This window comes from Streptomyces sp. NPDC001828 (assembly GCF_042892175.1).
Lineage (GTDB): Bacteria > Actinomycetota > Actinomycetes > Streptomycetales > Streptomycetaceae > Streptomyces.
Window position 1 is genome coordinate 111,494 of sequence record NZ_JBIATV010000012.1, and the last position, 21,611, is coordinate 133,104.

At 71.3% G+C, this 21,611-nt stretch carries 21 protein-coding genes and 1 riboswitch; of the genes, 11 read left to right on the top strand and 10 right to left on the bottom strand.

Translation table 11 applies throughout. The features are described from left to right. Positions 1-140: 140 nt before the first annotated feature. The 4 genes from ACFYZA_RS29315 to ACFYZA_RS29330 all read left to right on the top strand — a co-directional run bounded on the left by ACFYZA_RS29315 (position 141) and on the right by ACFYZA_RS29330 (position 5,803). Entirely contained in the window at positions 141-428 is a 288-nt protein-coding gene (locus tag ACFYZA_RS29315; protein ID WP_382598687.1) for a DUF3311 domain-containing protein, read from the top strand. After that, entirely contained in the window at positions 425-2,044 is a 1,620-nt protein-coding gene (gene mctP, locus ACFYZA_RS29320) for a monocarboxylate uptake permease MctP (protein WP_382598685.1), read from the top strand. The genes ACFYZA_RS29315 and mctP overlap by 4 nt, the downstream gene beginning before the upstream one ends. A 96-nt stretch (positions 2,045-2,140) precedes the next feature. Next, a riboswitch (cobalamin riboswitch) is annotated at positions 2,141-2,281 on the top strand. Between the two features lie 124 nt (positions 2,282-2,405). Then, complete coding sequence (locus ACFYZA_RS29325) at positions 2,406-4,790, top strand: ribonucleoside-diphosphate reductase subunit alpha (protein WP_388493621.1); 2,385 nt, start codon at positions 2,406-2,408, stop codon at positions 4,788-4,790. Further along, positions 4,790-5,803, top strand: coding sequence for a ribonucleotide-diphosphate reductase subunit beta (locus ACFYZA_RS29330; RefSeq protein ID WP_382598681.1), 1,014 nt, complete (start codon positions 4,790-4,792; stop codon positions 5,801-5,803). The genes ACFYZA_RS29325 and ACFYZA_RS29330 overlap by 1 nt, the downstream gene beginning before the upstream one ends. Positions 5,804-5,875: 72 nt before the next feature. On the opposite strand, the gene def is transcribed toward ACFYZA_RS29330, so the two are convergent. The 8 genes from def to ACFYZA_RS29370 all read right to left on the bottom strand — a co-directional run bounded on the left by def (position 5,876) and on the right by ACFYZA_RS29370 (position 13,379). After that, on the bottom strand, positions 5,876-6,508 hold the full coding sequence (def, locus tag ACFYZA_RS29335) for a peptide deformylase (RefSeq protein ID WP_382598679.1): 633 nt from the start codon (positions 6,506-6,508) through the stop codon (positions 5,876-5,878). Between the two features lie 56 nt (positions 6,509-6,564). Further along, complete coding sequence (locus ACFYZA_RS29340; protein ID WP_161252283.1) at positions 6,565-7,545, bottom strand: hypothetical protein; 981 nt, start codon at positions 7,543-7,545, stop codon at positions 6,565-6,567. A gap of 117 nt (positions 7,546-7,662) precedes the next feature. Continuing rightward, the gene (locus tag ACFYZA_RS29345; RefSeq protein WP_388493624.1) at positions 7,663-8,919 is read right to left on the bottom strand and encodes an HD-GYP domain-containing protein; all 1,257 of its coding nucleotides are present in this window, start codon (positions 8,917-8,919) and stop codon (positions 7,663-7,665) included. Between the two features lies 1 nt (position 8,920). Then, complete coding sequence (locus ACFYZA_RS29350; RefSeq protein ID WP_388493785.1) at positions 8,921-10,357, bottom strand: HD-GYP domain-containing protein; 1,437 nt, start codon at positions 10,355-10,357, stop codon at positions 8,921-8,923. Between the two features lie 273 nt (positions 10,358-10,630). Continuing rightward, the gene (rsrA, locus tag ACFYZA_RS29355; protein WP_100575009.1) at positions 10,631-10,945 is read right to left on the bottom strand and encodes a mycothiol system anti-sigma-R factor; all 315 of its coding nucleotides are present in this window, start codon (positions 10,943-10,945) and stop codon (positions 10,631-10,633) included. Then, on the bottom strand, positions 10,942-11,586 hold the full coding sequence (locus tag ACFYZA_RS29360) for a sigma-70 family RNA polymerase sigma factor (protein WP_167157084.1): 645 nt from the start codon (positions 11,584-11,586) through the stop codon (positions 10,942-10,944). Before ACFYZA_RS29360 ends, rsrA begins: the two co-directional genes overlap by 4 nt. Positions 11,587-11,844: 258 nt before the next feature. Next, positions 11,845-12,480, bottom strand: coding sequence for an alpha/beta family hydrolase (locus ACFYZA_RS29365; RefSeq protein WP_388493626.1), 636 nt, complete (start codon positions 12,478-12,480; stop codon positions 11,845-11,847). A gap of 44 nt (positions 12,481-12,524) precedes the next feature. Beyond that, the gene (locus ACFYZA_RS29370) at positions 12,525-13,379 is read right to left on the bottom strand and encodes an SOS response-associated peptidase (protein ID WP_388493629.1); all 855 of its coding nucleotides are present in this window, start codon (positions 13,377-13,379) and stop codon (positions 12,525-12,527) included. 215 nt (positions 13,380-13,594) lie between these two features. Between ACFYZA_RS29370 and ACFYZA_RS29375 the strand changes: the two genes are divergently transcribed. From ACFYZA_RS29375 to ACFYZA_RS29390, 4 genes are all read left to right on the top strand, one after another. Further along, the gene (locus ACFYZA_RS29375; protein WP_382598670.1) at positions 13,595-14,296 is read left to right on the top strand and encodes a M50 family metallopeptidase; all 702 of its coding nucleotides are present in this window, start codon (positions 13,595-13,597) and stop codon (positions 14,294-14,296) included. Between the two features lie 26 nt (positions 14,297-14,322). Next, positions 14,323-15,648, top strand: coding sequence for a 3-phosphoshikimate 1-carboxyvinyltransferase (aroA, locus tag ACFYZA_RS29380; protein ID WP_382598668.1), 1,326 nt, complete (start codon positions 14,323-14,325; stop codon positions 15,646-15,648). A gap of 15 nt (positions 15,649-15,663) precedes the next feature. After that, complete coding sequence (gene rsgA, locus ACFYZA_RS29385) at positions 15,664-16,677, top strand: ribosome small subunit-dependent GTPase A (protein ID WP_382598667.1); 1,014 nt, start codon at positions 15,664-15,666, stop codon at positions 16,675-16,677. A 98-nt stretch (positions 16,678-16,775) separates the two neighbouring features. Continuing rightward, entirely contained in the window at positions 16,776-17,099 is a 324-nt protein-coding gene (locus tag ACFYZA_RS29390) for a multidrug efflux SMR transporter (RefSeq protein ID WP_100575099.1), read from the top strand. Positions 17,100-17,145: 46 nt separating this feature from the next. Here ACFYZA_RS29390 and ACFYZA_RS29395 read toward each other — a convergent pair whose 3' ends face one another. Beyond that, positions 17,146-17,763, bottom strand: coding sequence for a TetR/AcrR family transcriptional regulator (locus ACFYZA_RS29395; protein WP_388493633.1), 618 nt, complete (start codon positions 17,761-17,763; stop codon positions 17,146-17,148). Positions 17,764-17,920: 157 nt separating this feature from the next. On the opposite strand from ACFYZA_RS29395, the gene hisN reads away from it, so the two are divergent. Beyond that, positions 17,921-18,730, top strand: a complete 810-nt coding sequence (gene hisN / locus ACFYZA_RS29400; RefSeq protein WP_388493635.1) for a histidinol-phosphatase — start codon at positions 17,921-17,923, stop codon at positions 18,728-18,730. Between the two features lie 303 nt (positions 18,731-19,033). Further along, on the top strand, positions 19,034-19,432 hold the full coding sequence (locus ACFYZA_RS29405) for a cyclic nucleotide-binding/CBS domain-containing protein (RefSeq protein WP_382598661.1): 399 nt from the start codon (positions 19,034-19,036) through the stop codon (positions 19,430-19,432). Between the two features lie 80 nt (positions 19,433-19,512). Here ACFYZA_RS29405 and ACFYZA_RS29410 read toward each other — a convergent pair whose 3' ends face one another. Continuing rightward, positions 19,513-20,982, bottom strand: coding sequence for a catalase (locus tag ACFYZA_RS29410; RefSeq protein ID WP_388493787.1), 1,470 nt, complete (start codon positions 20,980-20,982; stop codon positions 19,513-19,515). Between the two features lie 127 nt (positions 20,983-21,109). Between ACFYZA_RS29410 and ACFYZA_RS29415 the strand changes: the two genes are divergently transcribed. Next, positions 21,110-21,526 (top strand): Fur family transcriptional regulator, encoded by a 417-nt coding sequence (locus ACFYZA_RS29415; protein ID WP_053729883.1) that lies wholly within the window; start codon positions 21,110-21,112, stop codon positions 21,524-21,526. Positions 21,527-21,611: the final 85 nt, after the last annotated feature.

Consider the following 21,611-nt stretch of genomic DNA (forward strand, 5'->3'; position numbering starts at 1 on the left):
CACGAAAGGGGAGTTGGCCGAACTCGTGACCCGTCCGGAATCCGGACGGGGGTTCCCTTGACCGAATCTCTCCCCTAGATTTCCTGCGCATTACCAAGTGATCCAACGCACAGGTGATCGTGAGGGGACGGAACCACCCAATGCCGGAATCGACGGAAGTGAAGAGACCGGTGATCACGCCCTCGCGCGTGGTCATCGCGCTCTGCCTGATCGCGCCCTTCGTGGCGATGCTGTGGGTGAGCTCGTACGCCAAGACGGATCCTGCGCTCGGCGGCATCCCGTTCTTCTACTGGTACCAGATGCTCTGGGTGCTGATCTCGACGGTGCTCACGATGATCGCGTACAAGCTGTGGCAGCACGACCAGCGTTCGCGTACCGCCCCCGCCCCGCGCACCTCCGACGACACCGAGGGGGGTGCGTCCAAGTGAAGGACGGCGTGAACGGCGTCGCACTCGGCGTCTTCATCTTCTTCTTCCTGGCCGTCACGGTCATCGGCTTCATGGCCGCCCGCTGGCGCAAGGCCGAGAACGAGGCCAGCCTCGACGAATGGGGCCTGGGCGGGCGGTCGTTCGGCACCTGGGTCACCTGGTTCCTGCTCGGCGGCGACCTCTACACCGCGTACACCTTCGTCGCGGTGCCCGCGGCGATCTACGCGGCGGGCGCGGCCGGCTTCTTCGCGGTGCCCTACACGATCCTCGTGTACCCGCTGATCTTCACCTTCCTGCCGCGCCTGTGGTCGGTGTCGCACAAACACGGCTATGTCACCACCTCGGACTTCGTGCGCGGCCGGTTCGGCTCCAAGGGCCTCTCGCTCGCGGTGGCGATCACCGGCATCCTCGCCACGATGCCGTACATCGCGCTCCAACTGGTCGGCATCCAGGCAGTGTTGGACGTCATGGGCGTGGGCGGCGAGTCCGGCAACTGGTTCGTCAAGGACCTGCCGCTGCTCATCGCGTTCGCGGTGCTCGCGGCGTACACCTACTCCTCGGGCCTGCGCGCCCCCGCGCTGATCGCGTTCGTGAAGGACGGCCTGATCTACCTCGTCATCGCGGTGGCGATCATCTACATCCCGATCAAGCTGGGCGGCTTCGACGCGATCTTCAGCGCCGCGCAGCACAAGTTCGCCGGTCCGCCCGGCGGCAAGCCGACCGGGGCCATCGCGCCCGGCGAGTCGAGCCAGTGGACGTACGCCACGCTCGCCCTCGGCTCGGCGCTCGCGCTGTTCATGTATCCGCACTCGATCACCGCGACCCTGTCCTCGCGCAGCCGCAACGTGATCCGCCGCAACACCACGATCCTGCCGCTGTACTCCCTGATGCTGGGGCTGCTCGCGCTGCTCGGCTTCATGGCGATCGCGGCGGGCGTCAAGGTGAGCAACGGGCAGCTGGCCATTCCGCAGCTGTTCGAGGACATGTTCCCGGACTGGTTCGCGGGCGTCGCCTTCGCGGCGATCGGCATCGGTGCGCTGGTCCCGGCGGCCATCATGTCGATCGCGGCCGCGAACCTCTTCACCCGCAACATCTACAAGGACTTCATCAAGCCGGACGCGTCACCCGCGCAGGAGGCCAAGGTCTCCAAGCTGGTCTCGCTCGTGGTGAAGGTCGGCGCGCTGGTCTTCGTCCTGACCATGGACAAGACGGTCGCGATCAACTTCCAGCTGCTCGGCGGCATCTGGATCCTGCAGACCTTCCCGGCCCTGGTCGGCGGCCTGTTCACCCGCTGGTTCCACCGCTGGGCGCTGCTCGCCGGCTGGGCGGTCGGCATGGTCTACGGCACGCTCGCCGCGTACGGGGTGGCCTCGCCCACGCAGAAGCACTTCGGCGGCTCCTCCAAGGAGATCCCCGGCATCGGCGAGATCGGCTACATCGGCCTGACGGCCTTCGCGATGAACGTGGTGGTGACGGTCGTCCTGACCTTCGTCCTGCGCGCGGTGAAGGCCCCCGACGGCATCGACGAAACCTCCCCCGCCGACTACACGGCCGACGCCGGCGACCCGGGCGTCGCCGTCGAGCTCCCCCCGGCGACGGCGGGCTCGGCGCACTGATCCGGCGCCACGCCCCGTACGGCCAAGGGCCGCCGCATCCGAGAGGGTGCGGCGGCCCTTCCGTGTGGCGACACAAGATGTGGGGGGTGCCCGATGAGGCACCCCCCACATGTATGCTCGTGCTCGCTGTCGCCGCAGGGGAATCCGGTGGGAATCCGGAACTGTCCCGCAACGGTATGACCTGTACGTCTTTGTACGGGTCGAGTCCGAACACCTGCCGACGGTGCGTCCGGGTCGACCGAACCGGATGCCAGACGTCCGGGCCTCGCGGTTGGGCCGGTGGACGACGCGCTGAGGGCTGCCCCGACGCGCGCCGACGCCTCCCCCGAAGGCCCCGTGCCGAGCGAGGGAGTGCCCCCACGTGACCATCGCCCCAGCGGATCCCGCTTCAGCGATCACCGAAGAGCTCGCGGATGCCCCCGGGACCGCGCTGCTGCGGACCCTGACGGAGCTCACCGCCGATCTCGCGGACACCGACCCCGGCCGGGTCGCCGCCGCCGCGCTGCGGGGCCGCAACGCCCGCTCCGACGAGGCCGAGCTGCGCGAGCTGGCCACCGAGGCGGCCGCGGGGCTCATCTCCGAGGACCCGGCCTACTCCCGGCTCGCCGCCCGCCTCCTGACGATCACCATCGCCGAAGAGGCCGCCACCCAGGGCGCGGTGTCCTTCTCCGGCTCGGTCGAGGTGGGCCACCAGGAGGGCCTGATCGCCGACCGGACCGTCGAGTTCGTCCGCGCCCACGCGGCCCGTCTCGACGCCCTGGTGGACTCGGCCATCGCCGACGGCGCCGACGACCGCTTCGGCTACTTCGGCCTGCGCACCCTCTACTCCCGCTACCTGCTGCGCCACCCGATCACCCGCAAGGTCGTCGAGACCCCCCAGCACTTCATGCTGCGCGTGGCGTCCGGCCTCGCCGAGGACGAGTCGGTCCGCGCCCTGGACGAAGTGGCGTCCCTGTACGGCCTGATGAGCCGCCTGGACTACCTGCCGTCCTCCCCCACGCTCTTCAACTCCGGCACCCGGCACCCCCAGATGTCGTCCTGCTACCTGCTCGACTCGCCGCTCGACGAGCTCGACTCGATCTACGACCGCTACCACCAGGTGGCCCGCCTTTCCAAGCACGCCGGCGGCATCGGCCTCTCGTACTCCCGCATCCGCGGCCGCGGTTCGCTGATCCGGGGCACCAACGGCCACTCCAACGGCATCGTCCCGTTCCTCAAGACCCTCGACGCCTCGGTGGCCGCGGTCAACCAGGGCGGCCGGCGCAAGGGCGCGGCCGCGGTGTACCTGGAGACCTGGCACTCCGACATCGAGGAGTTCCTGGAGCTGCGCGACAACACCGGCGAGGACCAGCGCCGCACGCACAACCTGAACCTCGCGCACTGGATCCCCGACGAGTTCATGCGCCGGGTGGACGCCGACGGCACGTGGTCGCTGTTCTCGCCCGCCGACGTGCCCGAGCTCGTCGACCTGTGGGGCGAGGAGTTCGACGCCGCCTACCGCGAGGCCGAGGCCGCCGGGCTCGCCCGGAAGACCATGCCGGCCCGGGACCTGTACGGCCGCATGATGCGCACCCTCGCGCAGACCGGCAACGGCTGGATGACGTTCAAGGACGCCTCCAACCGCACCGCCAACCAGACGGCGGAGCCCGGCCACACGGTCCACTCCTCCAACCTGTGCACCGAGATCCTGGAGGTCACGGACGACGGCGAGACGGCCGTCTGCAACCTCGGCTCGGTGAACCTCGGCGCGTTCGTGGTCGAGGGAGCCCACGGCGGGGAGATCGACTGGGAGCGCCTGGACGACGCCGTCCGCACCGCGGTGACCTTCCTGGACCGGGTCGTCGACATCAACTTCTACCCGACCGAGCAGGCGGGCCGCTCCAACGCCCGCTGGCGTCCGGTGGGCCTGGGCGCGATGGGTCTGCAGGACGTCTTCTTCAAGCTGCGCCTGCCCTTCGACTCCCCCGAGGCGAAGGCCCTTTCCACCCGGCTCTCCGAGCGGATCATGCTCACCGCCTACGAGGCCTCCACCGACCTCGCCGAGCGGTCGGGCCCGCTGCCCGCCTGGGACAAGACCCGCACCGCGCGCGGTGTGCTGCACCCCGACCACTACGACGTCGAGCTGACCTGGCCGGAGCGCTGGGCGGCCCTGCGGGAACGTATCGCCAAGGTCGGCATGCGCAACTCGCTGCTCCTCGCGATCGCCCCGACCGCGACCATCGCCTCCATCGCGGGCGTGTACGAGTGCATCGAGCCGCAGGTCTCCAACCTCTTCAAGCGCGAGACGCTCAGCGGTGAATTCCTCCAGGTGAACGGCTACTTGGTGGAGGAGCTCAAGAAGCTCGGCGTGTGGGACGCGCAGTCCCGCGAGGCGCTGCGCGAGGCCAGCGGCTCGGTGCAGGACTTCGGCTGGATCCCGGCCGACGTGCGCGCCCTGTACCGCACGGCGTGGGAGATCCCGCAGCGCGGCCTGATCGACATGGCCGCCGCCCGCACCCCCTTCCTCGACCAGTCGCAGTCGCTCAACCTGTTCCTGGAGACGCCCACCATCGGCAAGCTGTCGTCGATGTACGCGTACGCCTGGAAGCAGGGCCTGAAGACGACGTACTACCTGCGCTCGCGCCCGGCGACCCGCATCGCCCGCGCCGCCCAGGCCGCCACCATCCCCGTCCAGCAGGCCGCGCCCGACGCCGACGCGGTCGCCTGCTCCCTGGAAAACCCCGAGTCCTGCGAGGCCTGCCAGTAATGAGCTCCACCGACAAGAACCTCCTCGACCCGGGCTTCGAGCTGACCCTGCGTCCCATGCGCTACCCGGACTTCTACGAGCGCTACCGGGACGCGATCAAGAACACCTGGACCGTCGAGGAGGTCGACCTCCACTCCGACGTCGCCGACCTCGCGAAGCTGACACCGGGCGAGCAGCACATGATCGGCCGTCTCGTCGCGTTCTTCGCGACGGGCGACTCGATCGTCTCCAACAACCTGGTGCTGACGCTCTACAAGCACATCAACTCCCCGGAAGCGCGGCTCTACTTGAGCCGTCAGCTCTTCGAGGAGGCCGTGCACGTCCAGTTCTATCTGACGCTGCTCGACACCTACCTGCCCGACCCGGAGGACCGCGCGGCCGCGTTCGACGCGGTCGAGGAGATCCCCTCGATCCGCGAGAAGGCGCAGTTCTGCTTCAAGTGGATCAACGAGGTGGAGAAGCTCGACCGGCTGGAGACCAAGGCCGACCGCCGCCGTTTCCTGCTCAACCTGATCTGCTTCGCGGCCTGCATCGAGGGCCTGTTCTTCTACGGCGCGTTCGCCTACGTCTACTGGTTCCGCAGCCGGGGCCTGCTGCACGGCCTCGCCACCGGCACCAACTGGGTGTTCCGCGACGAGACGATGCACATGAACTTCGCCTTCGAGGTCGTGGACACCGTCCGCAAGGAGGAGCCCGAGCTCTTCGACGACGAGCTGGAGCAGCAGGTCACCGACATGCTGAAGGAGGCGGTCGCCGCCGAGCTGCAGTTCGGCCGTGACCTGTGCGGCGAGGGCCTGCCCGGCATGAACACCGAGTCGATGCGCGAGTACCTGGAGTGCGTCGCCGACCAGCGGCTCACCCGGCTCGGCTTCCCGGCGGTCTACGGCTCGCAGAACCCGTTCTCGTTCATGGAGCTCCAGGGCGTCCAGGAGCTGACGAACTTCTTCGAGCGCCGCCCCTCCGCCTACCAGGTCGCGGTCGAGGGCTCGGTCGGCTTCGACGAGGAGTTCTAGCCTCCTGACGCACCACGGGCGAGGCCCCGCTCCCACGGGGGGAGCGGGGCCTCGACTCGCTTGTGGCGTACGTCAGTTGTTCGGCACGGTCTCGTAGCGCGGGGTGCCCTCCGCCATCTGCTTCAGCGCGTCCTTGCGGTCGCGCTTGGAGAGGCGGTCGATGTACAGGTAGCCGTACAGGTGGTCCGTCTCGTGCTGGAGGCAGCGCGCGAAGTAGCCGGTGCCGCGCACCTTGACGGGGTTGCCCTCGGCGTCCTGACCGCTGACCACCGCGTAGTCGGGGCGGGCCAGCTCGGCGTACGCGGTCGGCACGGACAGGCAGCCCTCGTTGGACTCGTCCAGGACGCGCTGGTCGGCCGGCAGCTCTTCGAGCACCGGGTTGCAGACGGCGCCCACGTGCCGCACGCCCTCGTCGTCCGGGCAGTCGTACACGAAGACCTTCAGGTCCACGCCGATCTGGTTGGCCGCGAGGCCCACGCCCTCGGCCGCCTTCTGGCTGGCGAACATGTCGTCGATGAGCTGGGCGAGCTCGCCGTCGAACGCGGTGACGTCCTTGCACTCCTTGTGGAGCACCGGGTTGCCGACGACCGTGACCGGGCGGGCGGTGCCACGCTCGCGGTGGGCCAGCTCACGCGCCTCGCAGTCCTCCGTGTCCACGACGAACCCGTCGTTCTCGACCTGCTGGTCCGTCTCCTGCTGCGCCATGTCCGCCGTGAGCCTTCCTGAAATCCCGATTCGATCCGTACCAGCCTAAGGCCGGTTCAGCAGACTTCTTCCAGATCCCGCCACTCCCGGCTGTCCGGGTTGTCGGCCACCCAGCCGTCGAGCAGGCCGCGCACCAGGCCCGCGGGGGCCGCGATGCCGCATTCGCGCTCGGGGACCCACAGGTCGCCGTTGGTGCGGTGGCCGAGCGGGCCGGGGTGGCCGGGCTCGCTGTGGTCGTGCGGGTCGAGGTGCTCGCCGTCGCCCTCGTCGCTGGGCATCTCCGACTCGGAGCAGGCCCGGCAGAGCAGGCGTACCGAGGAGGACCAGTCCTCGGCGGCGAAGCCGGCGTCGGCCGCGAGGCGCTCCAGGGCGTCCCGGTCGGTCTCGGTGGCCGCCTCCAGGAGGACCACCCAGGTCGGCACGGGCGAGGGCGCCCACAGCTCGATCTCGTCGAACACCGGGAAGGACGGCCCCGCGGCGGTGGTGCGCTCGCCGTGCGGGACGCCGTCGTGCAGGACGACCTCGCCCCAGCGGCGGCCCGAGGAGGGCAGCGGGATGGAGAGGACCTCCATGCGGGCCGGGTCCAGCCTGCGGCCCCACACCACCTCGGCCTCGCCCTCGGGCGACAGGCGCACTGCGGCACTGCCCAGCTCCATGCCGACGGGCTCGCCGCTGCCGGTGGCCTCGCCCGGCACCTTCAGGCCGTAGGCCTGCCAGGCGCGGCGGGCCAGCGGCCAGTCCTGCAGGGCGGTGGCCGCGATGCCCACGTTCCACCAGTCGGGGGCGCCGCTCTCCTTGTCGAGCAGCGCCACGGCCCGCAGCCCGGCGGCCCGCGCCTGCTCCCAGTCGTGCCGGAACTTGTGCAGGAGCGCCAGGTTGAACCAGGACTCGGACAGCCAGGGCTCCAGGTCCGCCGCGCGCGTCAGCAGCGCCCCGGCGTCCTCGTACCGGCCGTCGCCGATCAGCGTGAACGCACGGTCTGTGGCCTGCCGCCACGAGGCGGAGGGCCGGTGCCGTCCCTTGCCGAAGATCCTCACGATTCCCGCCTGCCCAGACCGGCCCCGACTACCGGGTCGGTCTTACGGTCTCCCAGTTTTCTGGGTTCTTTTCGCATCCAACCATGCCCAGCCGGAAGGCCGCTCATTACTCCTGGGTTACCCAGGAGACACCCGGGTCAGACAGCCTCGGGCCAGCACGCGTGCCAGGGATTCGACAACCTGGGGATGGTAGTCACGGCCGGTGCCCAGGCGCAGCTGTTCGAGTGCGTTCAGGGATCCGCCGGGCCCCTCCGAGCCCTCCGCCAGATCGTCGTAGGCGTTGACCGTGCGGACGATTCTGGCGGGCAGCGGCTGCTCCCGGTACGGGTCGGCCTGCCGCTCGACGATGAGGGCCACATCGGCGGGCACCCCGGTCTGGCGCACCACCGCGCCGCCGAGCAGCGCGATCCGGCGCTGTTCGGCGGCGGGCAGCTCGGCGGTGGCCCCGGCGGGGACCGGGTCGAGCAGCGAGAGCTGCCCGATGTCGTGCATGAGGGCCGCGTACTCCAGGACGGTCAGCTCGCTCTCGGACAGACCCAGCTCGCGCCCGACGGCCCGGCTGAGCTCGGCGACCCGGCGGGCGTGGCCCGCCTTGGTGTATCCGGCGATCTCGGTGGCGCGGGCCAGTGAGGTGATGGTCTGGCGGTAGGTGACGCGCACGGCCGCGTACCGCCGGAAGGCCAGCTGGGTGAGGAGCAGCGGCACGCAGAACACGGGCAGCGCCCACAGCCCGGCGACCGCGACCGCGAGGGCGATCACCGTGCCGGTGGCGCAGACGGCCGACCCGATGCCGAGGAGGCCGCGCAGCTCGTCCCGCAGCAACGGGCCGAAGGGGTAGTGCGTACGGGCGCGGAGCAGCAGGGCGGCGACCACCGCGTCGCACAGCGCGGTGAGCAGGAGCAGCAGCAGGAGAACGAACGCGAAGTACGGTCCGTGCCCGAACCAGTCGTCGAGCAGCCCGGAGTTGTACAGCGGCTGGAAGCAGACGGCCGCGAAGGCGACGGTCAGCACCCTCCGCGCGGCCTGGTCGGGGCGCGGCCCGCGTCCGACGGCCACGTGCGGTACGGATCCGGGCAGCGCCGACGCCACCACCACGGCGATCACCTGGAGCACCCCGTGGCCACCGGCGTGCCCGGCGTTCTGCCCGAGCAGCGCGTAGCCGAGCGCTCCGGCGGAGGCGAGCGGCGCCGGGTCCCGCTCCCCCTCCCGCGCGCCCCACCGGGCCAGCTCCCCCACCGCGATGAGCACGCCGAAGGCAGCCGCGGTGCCGGGGTCGGCGAGCCCGTCGCGCAGGGTCGCCCAGATCGCCCAGACGGTGAGCGCCCCGGCCAGGGCGTGGACGGCGAGCACGGGGGCGGTGGGCCGGGCGGGCACGTCAGGCCCCCTGGGCGTTGGAGGGGCGGGGCTCGGAGCGCTGGGCGGGTCCGGCGGGGGGCGGCCCGGGGCGCGGGTCCGCCCCGGGGGCGTGGGGCGGCCGGGGCGGAGGCACGTTTCCGCGCGTGGCCGGGGTCGCGGGCTCGTCCGCGGTGACCTCCACGTGCCACCCGTACCGGGACAGCGCCCGCACCAGGCCCTCCACCATCCTCGGGTCGAACTGCGCGCCCGCACACCGCTCCAGCTCGGTGACGGCCGCCGCGACGGGCCTGGCCCGCCGGTAGGAGCGGGTGGAGGTCATCGCGTCGAACGCGTCGGCCACCGCCACCACCCGCGCGGCCTCGGGGATCTGGCCGCCGGCCAGGCCGTAGGGGTAGCCGCTCCCGTCGAGCCGCTCGTGGTGGTGCAGGATCGCGCCCCGGGCCTCGCCGAGGAAGCCGATGCCGCGCACCATCTCGTGGCCGTACTCGGGGTGCAGCTCGATCACCGCCCGCTCCTCGGGGGTGAGCGGCCCGTCCTTCCTGAGGACCCGGGTCGGCACCCCGAGCTTGCCGACGTCGTGCAGGATTCCGGCGAACCGGATGACCTCCAACCGCCCTTCCTCCATGCCGAGTTCACGCGCGATCATCTCCGAGGCACGGCCCACGCGTTCGCTGTGGCCCCGGGTGTAGCGGTCCTTGATGTCGACGGCCTGGACGAGGGCGCGGATGGTGGCCTGGTGGGCGGCGCGCTCGCGCTGGTACTGGGCGAAGACCCAGCAGGAGATGTACATCGGCAGCAGCACGAAGAGCGCCGCCGGCGGCCCGAACCGGCTGCGCCACAGCACCGCCATCATCAGCCCGGCGAGCCCGTGCACACAGTGCGGGGCGAGCGAGCGCAGCAGCAGGCCGCGCCAGGCGGTGCGGGCCGGCCGGCGTTCGGCGGTGGCCAGGATGAGGCCGTCGAGCACGCTCAGGACCAGGCAGAAGACGAGCGCCGCGACCCCGGCGGGCAGCAGGGCGTACGGGAAGTCGGGGGCCGCGGCCCGGCTGCCGCCGCCCAACGCCTCGCGTCCGCCCAGCAGTTGGTGGGCGCCGGCCGCCGCCGAGGCCGCGATGGCGAGCTCGGCGGCCCGCCAGGCCCTGCGCACCCGGCGCGGCTCGTCCTCGACGTACGCGATGAGCGCGCCCGGCACCGCGACGAGGGCGGCGGCGGGCGGCGGGAGCAGGAAGACGGCGGCGAGCAGCACCGGGAAGAAGGAGCCGGAGGCGATCGGCACGCTGACCCGGCCGGCCAGGACCGGGCAGCGGGCCGGCCACTCGCACAGCGCGTACAGGCCCGCCAGGAGCGCCACGGCCGCCCAGGGGACGCCGCCGCGCAGCACGGGCAGCGCACAGGTTCCGGCTCCCAGGGCGGCGCCGACGACGGCGAGGCGCGCTCCCGCCGGAATGTCCCGCAGTCCCCTCGACTCCGCCATGGCCCCCACCTCCCCATCCGCCCGGGCAGCCCATTGCGTACGGCTTCGCGAGGATAGGCCCGTGCGGGGCGGCGGTCAGGCGCATGGTCGGAATAGGCCGTTTCGAGCCACCCGGATTAGCACCTTCGGGTGACGCGGCACGCGGAAAAGCGGAGAGCGGCCCCGACCAGTGGTCGGGGCCGCTCTCAACTGCCCTGTGGAGAACGGCGGTTCACCGTCCTTGATCGTCCGCGTCACAGCGGCGGACGGCCGGGGTCACTCGGGGCGCAGCGTCGGCACCTCTCCGGTGACGACGTCCTGCTCGGGCACGGCCTGGCCGGAGCGGATCAGGTCGATCCGGCCCATCACCTTGGACCGCAGGTCGCTCGGCACGTCGTCCGAGCCGCAGCAGCGCTTCACCAGCTTCTTCACGGCCTGCTCAAGGCCGTACTTCTCCAGGCACGGCGAGCACTCCTCGAAGTGCACCTCGAACTTGTCGCAGTCCGTGGGGGGCATCTCGTGGTCGAGGAACTCGTAGAGATGGTCCAGGACCTCAGAGCAGTCCGTCTCGTGCGGCTCTCCGCAGCTCATGAGCCCGAGCCTTTCGCTTCGTCCGACTCACCGGCGCCGGCCGGGACGAGCCCGCGGTCACGGGCGTAGTCCTCGAGCATTCCGCGCAGCTGGCGGCGGCCCCGGTGCAGCCGGGACATCACCGTACCGATGGGTGTACCCATGATGTCCGCGATCTCCTTGTACGCAAAGCCCTCTACGTCCGCGAGATACACGGCGATGCGGAACTCTTCCGGAATGGCCTGGAGGGCCGCCTTCACGTCCGAGTCGGGCAGGTGGTCGAGTGCCTGCGACTCGGCGGAGCGCAGACCTGTGGACATGTGCGACTCGGCGCGTGCGAGCTGCCAGTCCTCGATCTCCTCGGCGGCGCTGCGCTGGGGCTCGCGCTGCTTCTTCCGGTAGGAGTTGATGAACGTGTTGGTGAGAATCCGGTAGAGCCAAGCCTTCAGGTTGGTGCCCTCGCGGAACTGGTGGAAGGACCCGTACGCCTTGGCGTACGTCTCCTGGACCAGGTCCTCCGCGTCGGCCGGGTTGCGCGTCATGCGCAGGGCCGCGGAGTACATCTGGTCGAGGTAGCCGAGCGCGTCCCGCTCGAAGCGCGCGTTGCGCTCGGCGGTGGTCTCTTCCACGTGGCCGTCGTCGGTCCCTGTGACCGGACCCACCTCCTCGAACGCAGTGACGGGTCCGAATGCGGACCCACTCGAATCGGAGGATAGACGACGATCCGCTCCGCCCGCCGCTCGAACAGGAGCGGTCCTGGCCGCGGAAAGCACCGTCCACTCCAGGTCAGAGGCGGCCTTGCGGCTCGGGCAGATGGTCGAACCCATGCGACGGACTCCCTCTCCACAGCTGGTCTGCGTATCCCTTACGTCGGCCATAACAGCGGCCCCGCACCGCGCATTCCCGGGGCCGACGGGGAGTCAGAGGGAGAGCGAGCCGAGCCATCCGCCCACCGCCGAGGTGATCACGTCCAGCGCCTCGTCCTGGGTGAGGGAGGCGCGCTTGGGCACGGCGAACCCGTGGTCGGCGAACGGCACTTCCACGAGCTCGTACGCCCCTTCGGGGAATTCGGCGGGCTTCCCGAAGGGGTCGTTGCCGCCCTGCACCACGAGGGTGGGCGCGCCCGCGCCCAGCAGCTCCGGCGCCCGGGACTTCTCCGGCTTGCCCGGGGGGTGCAGCGGGAAGCTCAGGGCGAGGACTCCGGCCGCACCCAGCTCCGCCGCCGTGCGGCAGGCGACCCGCGCCCCGGCGCTGCGGCCGCCCGCGACCACGGGCAGTCCCCGCCCCACCACGGCCGGCCAGAGGCCGCGCCATCCGGTGTCCAGCGTCTTCGGCGCGGGGGCCAGTTTCTTGCCGGCCACCCGCCAGGGCTGCTCCACCAGGGCCACGCTGACCCCGAGCGGCGGCAGCGCGCCGGCCAGCGCCTGGAGGTCGCGGGCCTCGATGCCGCCGCCCGCCCCATGGCTGACGGCCAGCACGAGGCGGGCCTTCCGGGCGTGGTGCCAGGTGATGCGCGCGTCCCCCGCGCCGGTCTCGATGATCTCGCTGTCGGTCACCGGGCCATCCTGCCCCGCCGCCCGCCCGGGGCCGGGCAGGGCGGTCAGAACAGCGTGCCCTCCTCCGGGCCCTCCAGCTCGGTCAGGAGCTCCGGCCCGTTGTTGCGGACGTTGCTGACCGCCGTCGAGACGGGATAGGCCCGCATGAGGCCTTCGGGCGGCGGCGCCAGCAGACCGCGCAGCTCCTCGGGGTCGGTGCGGGCCGGGTCGAGCCAGGACGACCAGCGGTCCGGGGTGAGCATCAGCGGCATCCGGGGGTGGATCTCGGCCAGGGAGCCCGGGCCCTCGGCGGGGGCCACGGCCAGCGGTCCCGTCTCGGCCTCGGTGGTGACCACCGAGCAGGTCACCCACCAGGCCGAGGGGTGGTCGTCGGGCAGGGTGCGGTCGCGCCAGAACTCGTACAGACCGGCCATCGCGAAGACCGAGCCGTCAGCCGGGGTCACGAAGTACGGCTGCTTGCGGGGCCGCTTCCTCTTCCCCTCGACCTCGAGCTCGCGCTCCCCGGTGCCGGTGACCCATTCGTAGTAGCCGTCCGCCGGAATGATGCAGCGCCGGGAGGAGAAGGCCTTCTTGAAGGAGGGCTTCTCGTGGACGGTCTCGGCCCGCGCGTTGATCATCCGGGCAGCGCCCTCGGGCGATTTCGCCCACGAGGGAACGAGTCCCCACTTCAGCTTGCGCAGCTGGCGAACCGGACGGGGGGACTCGGCGTCTTTGAGGGGGCGCTCCAGGACGACGTAGACCTCTTTGGTCGGAGCCACGTTGAAGTCGGGCTCCAGCGTCTCGGCCGGATCCCTCCCCCAAGGGCTCGACTCCGTTCGACCAGGGGGGACCCCCATCTCTATCTCGAAGATCCCCGCGAGATCCTCGGGACTTCGGCTCGCCGCATACCTGCCGCACATCTGAGGTCTCCCCTCCGGGCCGCACCCCGTGCGGCCGTGTCGCCCGCCCGCGCCGCTGGGCCGGCCCGGACACATCCCAGGGTGGCAGACCGGGACCGAGGGCCGGCGGCGGGAACCCCGGGGCCCGCACCGTTCGTCCTACTCGCCACACGCCAGCGCAGTGCCCGGTGCCAGACTGCCACGGCGCCCGTACCCCATGAGGAGCCGTCCCAGAAATGTCCGCCCTGCAAGACTTCCAGCTCTTCGGCACCCAGAGCGCGCCGGCCCAGTGGCTGGTGATCGCGACCGGTGTGGCCGCGCTCGTCTTCGTCGTCCCGCACGGCCTGTGGCGCCTGTCCCGGAACGCCGTCACCATCGCCCATGAGGGCGGCCACGGCCTGGTGGCGCTGGTCACCGGGCGCCGACTCGACGGCATCCGGCTGCACTCCGACACCAGCGGCCTGACGGTGAGCCGGGGCAAGCCGCACGGCCTCGGCATGATCCTCACGGCCGCCGCCGGGTACACCGCTCCCCCGCTGCTCGGCCTCGGCGGCGCCTGGCTGCTCGCCGCCCACCACGTCACGCTCTTCCTGTGGCTGGCCACCGCCCTGCTGCTGGCCATGCTGGTGATGATCCGCAACGCGTACGGCGTCCTGACCGTGGTCCTCACCGGTGCCGCGTTCCTGCTCGTCTCCTGGCTGACCGGACCGGACGTCCAGTCGGCGTTCGCTTACACGGCCGTGTGGTTCCTGCTGTTCGGCGGGGTGCGCCCGGCGTTCGAGCTCCAGCGCAAGCGCCGCCAGTACAACGACGGGGACTCGGACGCCGACCAGCTCGCCCGGCTCACCCACGTACCACCGGCGCTCTGGCTCTTCCTCTTCCACGCCGTTTCCGTGTGCTCGCTGATCGGCGGCGGCCGCTGGCTGCTCGGCCTCTAGTCGGCGGCCCCACTAAAGTGAGGCCCATGACCGAAACGCCCGTGCACCCCGCCCTCTGGCCCGCCCCCCTCGCGAGCGGAACCGTCGACGCGACGGTCACCGTGCCCGGATCGAAATCGGTCACCAACCGCGGGCTCGTCCTGGCCGCGCTTGCCGCCGAGCCCGGCTGGCTGCGCCGCCCCCTGCGCTCGCGCGACACCCTTCTGATGGCGGAGGCGCTGCGCACCCTGGGCGTCGGCATCGAGGAGGGCGTGGGCCCGGACGGCTCGGGCGAGGCCTGGCGCGTGATCCCGGCCGGCCTGCACGGCCCGGCCACGGTCGACGTCGGCAACGCCGGTACGGTCATGCGCTTCCTGCCCCCGGTCGCGACCCTCGCCGACGGCCCGGTCCGCTTCGACGGCGACCCGCGCTCCTACGAGCGCCCGCTCGGCGGTGTCATCAACGGCCTGCGCGCGCTCGGCGCCCGCATCGACGACGACAACCGCGGCGCGCTCCCGATGACCGTGCACGGCGCGGGCGCCCTCGAAGGCGGCCGGGTGGAGATCGACGCCTCCTCAAGCTCCCAGTTCGTCTCGGCCCTGCTGCTCTCGGCGCCCCGCTTCAACCAGGGCGTCGAGGTCCGGCACGTGGGCGCGACGCTGCCCTCCATGCCGCACATCCGGATGACGGTCGACATGCTGCGCTGTGTGGGCGCCCAGGTCGACGAGCCCGAGACGGGCGGCGAACCGAACGTGTGGCGGGTCTCGCACTCGGCGCTGCTCGGCCGCGACCTGACCGTCGAGCCCGACCTGTCCAACGCACAGCCGTTCCTGGCCGCGGCCCTCGTCACCGGCGGTACGGTCGTCATCCCCGACTGGCCGGCCCGCACCACCCAGCCCGGCGACCAGCTGCGCCAGATCTTCACGGAGATGGGCGGCACCTGCCAACTGACCGACCGCGGGCTGGTGTTCAACGGTTCCGGCCGCATTCACGGCATCGACGTGGACCTCGGCGAGGTCGGCGAACTGACCCCCGGCATCGCGGCCGTCGCGGCGCTCGCGGACTCCCCCTCCACGCTGCGCGGCGTGGCCCACCTGCGGCTGCACGAGACGGACCGCCTGGCCGCGCTCACCAAGGAGATCAACGAGCTCGGCGGCGATGTGACCGAGACCGAGGACGGTCTGCACATCCGGCCGCGCCCGCTGCACGGCGGCGTCTTCCACACCTACGACGACCACCGCATGGCCACCGCAGGCGCGATCATCGGCCTCGCCGTCGCGGGCGTGCAGATCGAGAACGTGGCGACGACCGCCAAGACGCTGCCCGACTTCCCCGACATGTGGAGTTCCATGCTGGCGGGGTCCGGAAGCTGAGCGGGACTTAAGATCATGCGCCGCTACGGCAAGAACCCCGACGAGGACGACATCCGCGTCCGCCCCAACCCCAAGGGCAACCGCCCCCGCACCAGCATCCGCCCCAAGCACGAGGACGCGGCCGAGGGCATGGTCCTCACGGTCGACCGGGGCCGCCTCACCTGTCTGGTCGGGGACCGCACGGTCCACGCCATGAAGGCCCGCGAGCTGGGCCGCAAGGCGGCGGTGGTGGGCGACCGGGTCGACATCGTGGGCGACCTGTCCGGCAAGAAGGACACGCTCGCGCGGATCGTGCGGATCGGCAAGCGCACCTCGGTCCTGCGGCGCACCGCCGACGACGACGACCCGTACGAGCGCGTGGTGGTCGCCAACGCCGACCAGCTCGCCATCGTCACCGCGCTCGCCGACCCCGAGCCGCGCCCCCGCCTCATCGACCGCTGTCTGGTGGCCGCGTACGACGGCGGTCTCACACCGCTGCTGGTCCTGACCAAGTCGGACCTGGCCCCGGCCGACGAACTCCTGGAGATGTACGGCGCGTTGGGCGTCCCGTACGTGGTCACCTCGCGCGAGGAGCTGTACGAGGGCGACGCGGCGGACCGGGTGCGCGAGCAACTGCACGGCAAGGTCACCGCGTTCGTGGGCCACTCCGGCGTCGGCAAGACGACCCTGGTCAACGCGCTGGTCCCGGAGGCGCAGCGGCGCATCACCGGCCATGTCAACGCGGTCACCGGGCGCGGCCGGCACACCACCACCTCCGCGCTCGCGCTGCCGCTGGACAGCGCGGACGGCGGCTGGGTCGTCGACACCCCGGGCGTACGGTCCTTCGGGCTGCACCACGTCGACCCGTCCCGGGTGATCCTGGCCTTCCCCGACCTCGTACCCGGCACCGAGAACTGTCCGCGCGCGTGCAGCCACGACGAGGCGGAGTGCGCGCTCGACCAGTGGGTGGCGGACGGCCACGCCGATCCGGCCCGGCTGTACTCGTTGCGCCGACTGCTCGCCACGAGGGAGCGACGCGAGGGCGACTGACCTGTTTCCAGGGGCGTGGGCAGGGCCTCCGTTGCATAATCGCACCAAGTGTTGACCATGCAGTCAGCGACGACGATGCGTTGTGGGAGGCCCTGGACATGGCGTGGCTGCTGGTCGTGGTGGCGGGAATCCTGGAAACGGGCTTCGCCGTCTGCCTCAAGCTGTCGCACGGTTTCACCCGGCTGTGGCCGACGATCGCCTTCGCCGCGTTCGCGCTCGGCTCGTTCGGCCTGCTCACGCTGTCGCTGCGGAAGCTGGACGTGGGCCCCGCCTACGCGGTGTGGACGGGCATCGGCGCCGCCGGTACCGCGATCTACGGCATGGTCTTCCTCGGCGACGTGGTCTCCACCCTCAAGCTGGTGTCGATCTCCCTGGTCATCATCGGCGTGATCGGCCTCCAGATCTCCGGCTCGGCCCACTGACCCACGCCCGGACGGGAGTTGACGGCCCGTCACCTTTCGTACGCGACTACCCCGCCGCGCGCACCGGGAGCCGGGCCAGCACCGCGCGGATGTATCCGGCGTGCCCCTCACCCCGCCCGGGCGGGGCCACGACGCAGGACAGGCCCAGCCGCACCGCCGTCTCGCAGTACCGCCCGAGCTCCACCGGGTCGGCGCCCGGCACCTCCTTCTCCAGGGCGGCGAACGCCCGGTCCCGCACCGCCGCCACGAGTTCGGCGGGACCCGGCACCCCGGCGTCGGCGCGGCGCTGGGCGGGCACCGGGGAGACGGCGACGACGGCGCGGGTGGACGGCGCCGGGAGGCGCTCGCTCCAGCAGCCGGTGAGCAGGGCCCGGACGAGCGCGCTGGAGCCGGCCGAGCCGAGCGTCCACTCCGCCACCTGGATCATGCGGTCGACGGGGCCGGTGTGCTCGGCGAGCGCTCTGTCGACGCCCCGCAGATAAACATCGGCCTCCCGGCGCACCAGCGCGCGGGCCAGGCCGTCCTTGCTCCCGAACTCGTTGTAGAGGGTCTGCCGCGAGACCCCGGCGGCGGACGCCACGTCCACCATCCGGACTCCCGACCAGGGCAGCCCGGCGAGCGCCGAGAGAGCGGCGTCCAGCAAGGATTCCCGCGCTGTGGGCATGGTCGCCTCCCGGGCCCCCCGAGGCCTTGCGGGCGGCTCCGCGTTCAGAGTTGACGCGTGCGGAGGGAGTGTCAAGGGGCGCCGGGGGCGGGCGCGGGGGTGTTCCGGAGTGCGGGCGCCGTGGCCCGCGCCGCGGACGATCGCTACGGTGGTGACCATGCCCGACTATCACGATGATCTGCGTCTCGCCCACGTCCTCGCGGACGCCGCCGACGCGGCCACCATGGACCGGTTCAAGGCTCTCGACCTGGTGGTCGAGACCAAGCCGGACATGACACCGGTGAGCGAGGCCGACAAGGCGGCCGAGGAGGTCATCCGGGGGCATCTCCAGCGCGCGCGGCCACGCGACGCGATCCTCGGCGAGGAGTACGGCCTGGAGGGCACGGGCCCCCGGCGCTGGGTGGTGGACCCGATCGACGGCACCAAGAACTACGTCCGGGGCGTGCCGGTGTGGGCGACGCTGATCTCGCTGATGGAGGCGGGCGAGAACGGCTTCCAGCCGGTGGTCGGCGTCGTCTCGGCCCCCGCCCTGAACCGCCGCTGGTGGGCGGCGAAGGGCCATGGCGCGTTCACCGGCCGCAGCCTGACCTCGGCGACCCGTCTGAAGGTCTCCAGCGTCTCGAAGCTGGCCGACGCCTCGTTCGCGTACTCCTCGCTGAGCGGCTGGGACGAGCGGGGCAAGCTGGACGACTTCCTCGACCTGACCCGGGAGTGCTGGCGGACCCGGGCGTACGGCGACTTCTGGCCGTACATGATGGTCGCCGAGGGCTCGGTGGACTTCTGCGCGGAGCCGGAGCTGTCCATGTGGGACATGGCGGCGAACGTGATCGTGGTGCAGGAGGCCGGGGGCGTCTTCACCGGCCTCGACGGCCGTACGGGCCCGCACAGCGGCAACGCGGCGGCGTCCAACGGCCTCCTCCACGAGGAGCTGCTCGGCTACCTCGGCGACGCCCCGCCGCAGACCTGACGGATGCTCAGAAGGCCGACGGCGAGGACGAGTTGAGCCCTGCCGACGGCCGGCACTCGCCATGGCCGGGGTTCCTCACCGCGCCGGCCACGATCGAGGCCCGCGGGCCCCATCACTGAGGCGCACGAGGGGCGTGAGTCGTACTTTTACGCGCCCCTCGACTGACCTCTACCAGCCCCTTGTTGACGGCCGGTCCGGATGCGACTCTAGGAGTCCCCCCACTTGTGAACTTGTGAATTCCTTCCGGAGCGGGTGTGGTTCGCCGTGCCGGGAGACGAATCCACCAAGGAGGTGGCTCCATTCATGCTCGTCCGTGACGCCATGAGCACGATGGTCCTCACCATCGGACCCGCCCACACCCTCCGCCAAGCGGCCCGGCTGATGTCCGCACGCCGGGTCGGCGCGGCCATCGTCCTCGACCCCGACACCAGCGGCCTCGGCATCCTCACCGAGCGCGACATCCTCAACTCCGTCGGCCTGGGTCAGAACCCGGACCACGAGACGGCGAGCAAGCACACCACCACCGACGTCGTCTTCGCGGCGCCCTCCTGGACCCTGGTGGAGGCCGCCGACGCCATGACCCACGGCGGCTTCCGGCACCTGATCGTCCTGGACGACCACGGTCCGGTCGGCGTCGTCTCGGTCCGCGACATCATCCGCTGCTGGGCCCCGGCCCGCCGCGAGACCGCGCTGGCCGGCTGAGCCCGGGCACCGCCCACGCCAGAAGGCCGGACCCCCGAGGGAGTCCGGCCTTCTGTCCACCTTCGGCAGGCGACCGCGAATCAGCCGCGGAGGGCCTGGACCGCGGCTTCGAGCCGCTTGCCGAAGTCACCGTCCGCCTGGCGGAAGTTGTTGATCGCGCGCTCGGCGATGTCGTCGCGCGAGACCTTGGCGATGAAGCCGGCCAGGTTGTCGATCAGCCGGGCCTTCTCGTCCTCCGAGTACAGCCGGTAGAGGTTTCCGGCCTGCACGAAGTCGTTGTCCTCGGCGTGCACGGGAGCGGCGATGCTGCCCGTGACACCGGTGACCTGGGCACCCTGCCACAGCGGGCGGTCGGTCTGGAAGGGGCCGCCGAAGCTGTTGGGCTCGTAGTTCTTGGCGCCCTTGTGGCGGCCGTCGTACAGGTGGCCGTCACGGGAGTTGGTGCGCGCCTCGGTGGCGTGCGGGCGGTTCACCGGCAGGTGGTCGGCGTTGATGCCGACGCGGTAGCGGTGGGCGTCGCCGTACGCGAAGAGACGGCCCTGGAGCATCTTGTCCGGCGAGGGACCGATGCCGGGGACGAAGTGCGCGGGGCTGAAGACGGACTGCTCGACCTCGGCGAAGATGTTCTCCGGGTTGCGGTTGAGCTCCAGCTTGCCGATCTCGATCGGCGGGTAGTCCTCGTGCGGCCACACCTTGGTGAGGTCGAACGGGTTGAAGCGGTACGTCGCCGCGTCCGCCTCCGGCATGATCTGGACCTGCACGGTCCAGGACGGGAAGTCACCGCGCTCGATGGCCTCGCGCAGATCGCGCTGGTGGCTGTCCGGGTCCTCACCGGCGAGCTTGTTGGCCTCGTCCTGGGTGAGGTTCTTGATCCCCTGGTCGGTCTTGAAGTGGTACTTGACCCAGAAGACCTCGCCGGCCTCGTTGTTCCACTGGAACGTGTGCGAGCCGTAGCCGTTCATGTGGCGCAGCGTCGCCGGGATGCCGCGGTCGCCGAAGAGCCACGTCACCTGGTGGGTGCTCTCGGGGCTCAGGCCCCAGAAGTCCCAGACGTTGTCGGCTTCCTGGCTGCCCGTGTACGGGTCGCGCTTCTGCGTGTGGATGAAGTCGGGGAACTTGATGGCGTCCTTGATGAAGAAGACGGGCGTGTTGTTGCCGACCAGGTCGTAGTTCCCCTCCTCCGTGTAGAACTTCAGCGCGAAGCCGCGGGGGTCGCGCACGGCGTCGGCCGAGCCGAGGTTGCCGGCCACGGTGGAGAAGCGCAGGAACGTCTCGGTCTGCTTGCCGACCTCGGAGAGGAAGGCGGCGCGCGTCCACTGGGACACATCGCGGGTGACCGTGAAGGTGCCGTACGCACCGGCGCCACGGGCGTGGACGATGCGCTCCGGGATGCGCTCGCGGTTGAAGTGGGCGAGCTTCTCCAGAAGCGACTGGTCCTGGATCAGGACCGGCCCGCCGGCGCCCGCGGTCTCGCTGTTCTGGTTGTCGGCTACCGGCGCGCCGGCCTCCGTCGTGAGCGGTCCCTGTGTCACGTGCGCCTCCTGCGTCATGTCCTGCGTGTCCTGTCCCTCGGCCTGAGCCGGGTTCGATCCTACAATGGACATTGTCTAAGTCAAGCAAGGGTCCAAACCCACACCGGGTCGGGACTGGACCCTCTCCCCTGTTAGGCTGGTGTCCATGAGTGACCTGTTGGAGCGACTGCGCGGCCGCGGCTGGCGCATGACCGCACAGCGCCGCGTCGTGGCCGAGGTCCTCGACGGGGACCACGTCCACCTGACGGCGGACGAAGTGCATGCCCGAGCCGTGGAGCGGCTGCCCGAGATCTCCCGGGCGACCGTGTACAACACCCTGGGCGAGCTGGTGACGCTCGGCGAGATCCTGGAGGTCTCCACGGACCGCCGCGCCAAGCGCTACGACCCGAACGCGCACCGCCCGCACCAGCACCTGGTCTGCGCGCAGTGCGGCGCGATCCGCGACGTCCACCCGCAGGGCAACCCGCTGGCCGACCTCCCCGACACCGAGCGCTTCGGCTTCACGATCGCGGCCGTCGAGGTCACCTACCGCGGCACCTGCCCCAACTGCGCGGCGGCCTGACGGTCCGATCCCACGACATGAAGAAGCCCTCCGGCCGGTGGCCGGAGGGCTTCTTCTCTGCCGCCTCGCATCGAAGGCGTACGCA

Excerpts from the sequence above, each read along its gene's own strand:
- ACFYZA_RS29370 (WP_388493629.1), bottom strand. The coding sequence starts at position 13,379 with ATGTGCGGCAGGTATGCGGCGAGCCGAAGTCCCGAGGATCTCGCGGGG.
- ACFYZA_RS29410 (WP_388493787.1), bottom strand. The coding sequence starts at position 20,982 with ATGACGCAGGAGGCGCACGTGACACAGGGACCGCTCACGACGGAGGCC.
- ACFYZA_RS29395 (WP_388493633.1), bottom strand. The coding sequence starts at position 17,763 with ATGCCCACAGCGCGGGAATCCTTGCTGGACGCCGCTCTCTCGGCGCTC.
- rsrA (WP_100575009.1), bottom strand. The coding sequence starts at position 10,945 with ATGAGCTGCGGAGAGCCGCACGAGACGGACTGCTCTGAGGTCCTGGAC.
- aroA (WP_382598668.1), top strand. The coding sequence starts at position 14,323 with ATGACCGAAACGCCCGTGCACCCCGCCCTCTGGCCCGCCCCCCTCGCG.
- ACFYZA_RS29375 (WP_382598670.1), top strand. The coding sequence starts at position 13,595 with ATGTCCGCCCTGCAAGACTTCCAGCTCTTCGGCACCCAGAGCGCGCCG.
- rsgA (WP_382598667.1), top strand. The coding sequence starts at position 15,664 with ATGCGCCGCTACGGCAAGAACCCCGACGAGGACGACATCCGCGTCCGC.
- ACFYZA_RS29315 (WP_382598687.1), top strand. The coding sequence starts at position 141 with ATGCCGGAATCGACGGAAGTGAAGAGACCGGTGATCACGCCCTCGCGC.
- ACFYZA_RS29405 (WP_382598661.1), top strand. The coding sequence starts at position 19,034 with ATGCTCGTCCGTGACGCCATGAGCACGATGGTCCTCACCATCGGACCC.
- hisN (WP_388493635.1), top strand. The coding sequence starts at position 17,921 with ATGCCCGACTATCACGATGATCTGCGTCTCGCCCACGTCCTCGCGGAC.
- ACFYZA_RS29390 (WP_100575099.1), top strand. The coding sequence starts at position 16,776 with ATGGCGTGGCTGCTGGTCGTGGTGGCGGGAATCCTGGAAACGGGCTTC.
- def (WP_382598679.1), bottom strand. The coding sequence starts at position 6,508 with ATGGCGCAGCAGGAGACGGACCAGCAGGTCGAGAACGACGGGTTCGTC.
- ACFYZA_RS29415 (WP_053729883.1), top strand. The coding sequence starts at position 21,110 with ATGAGTGACCTGTTGGAGCGACTGCGCGGCCGCGGCTGGCGCATGACC.
- ACFYZA_RS29330 (WP_382598681.1), top strand. The coding sequence starts at position 4,790 with ATGAGCTCCACCGACAAGAACCTCCTCGACCCGGGCTTCGAGCTGACC.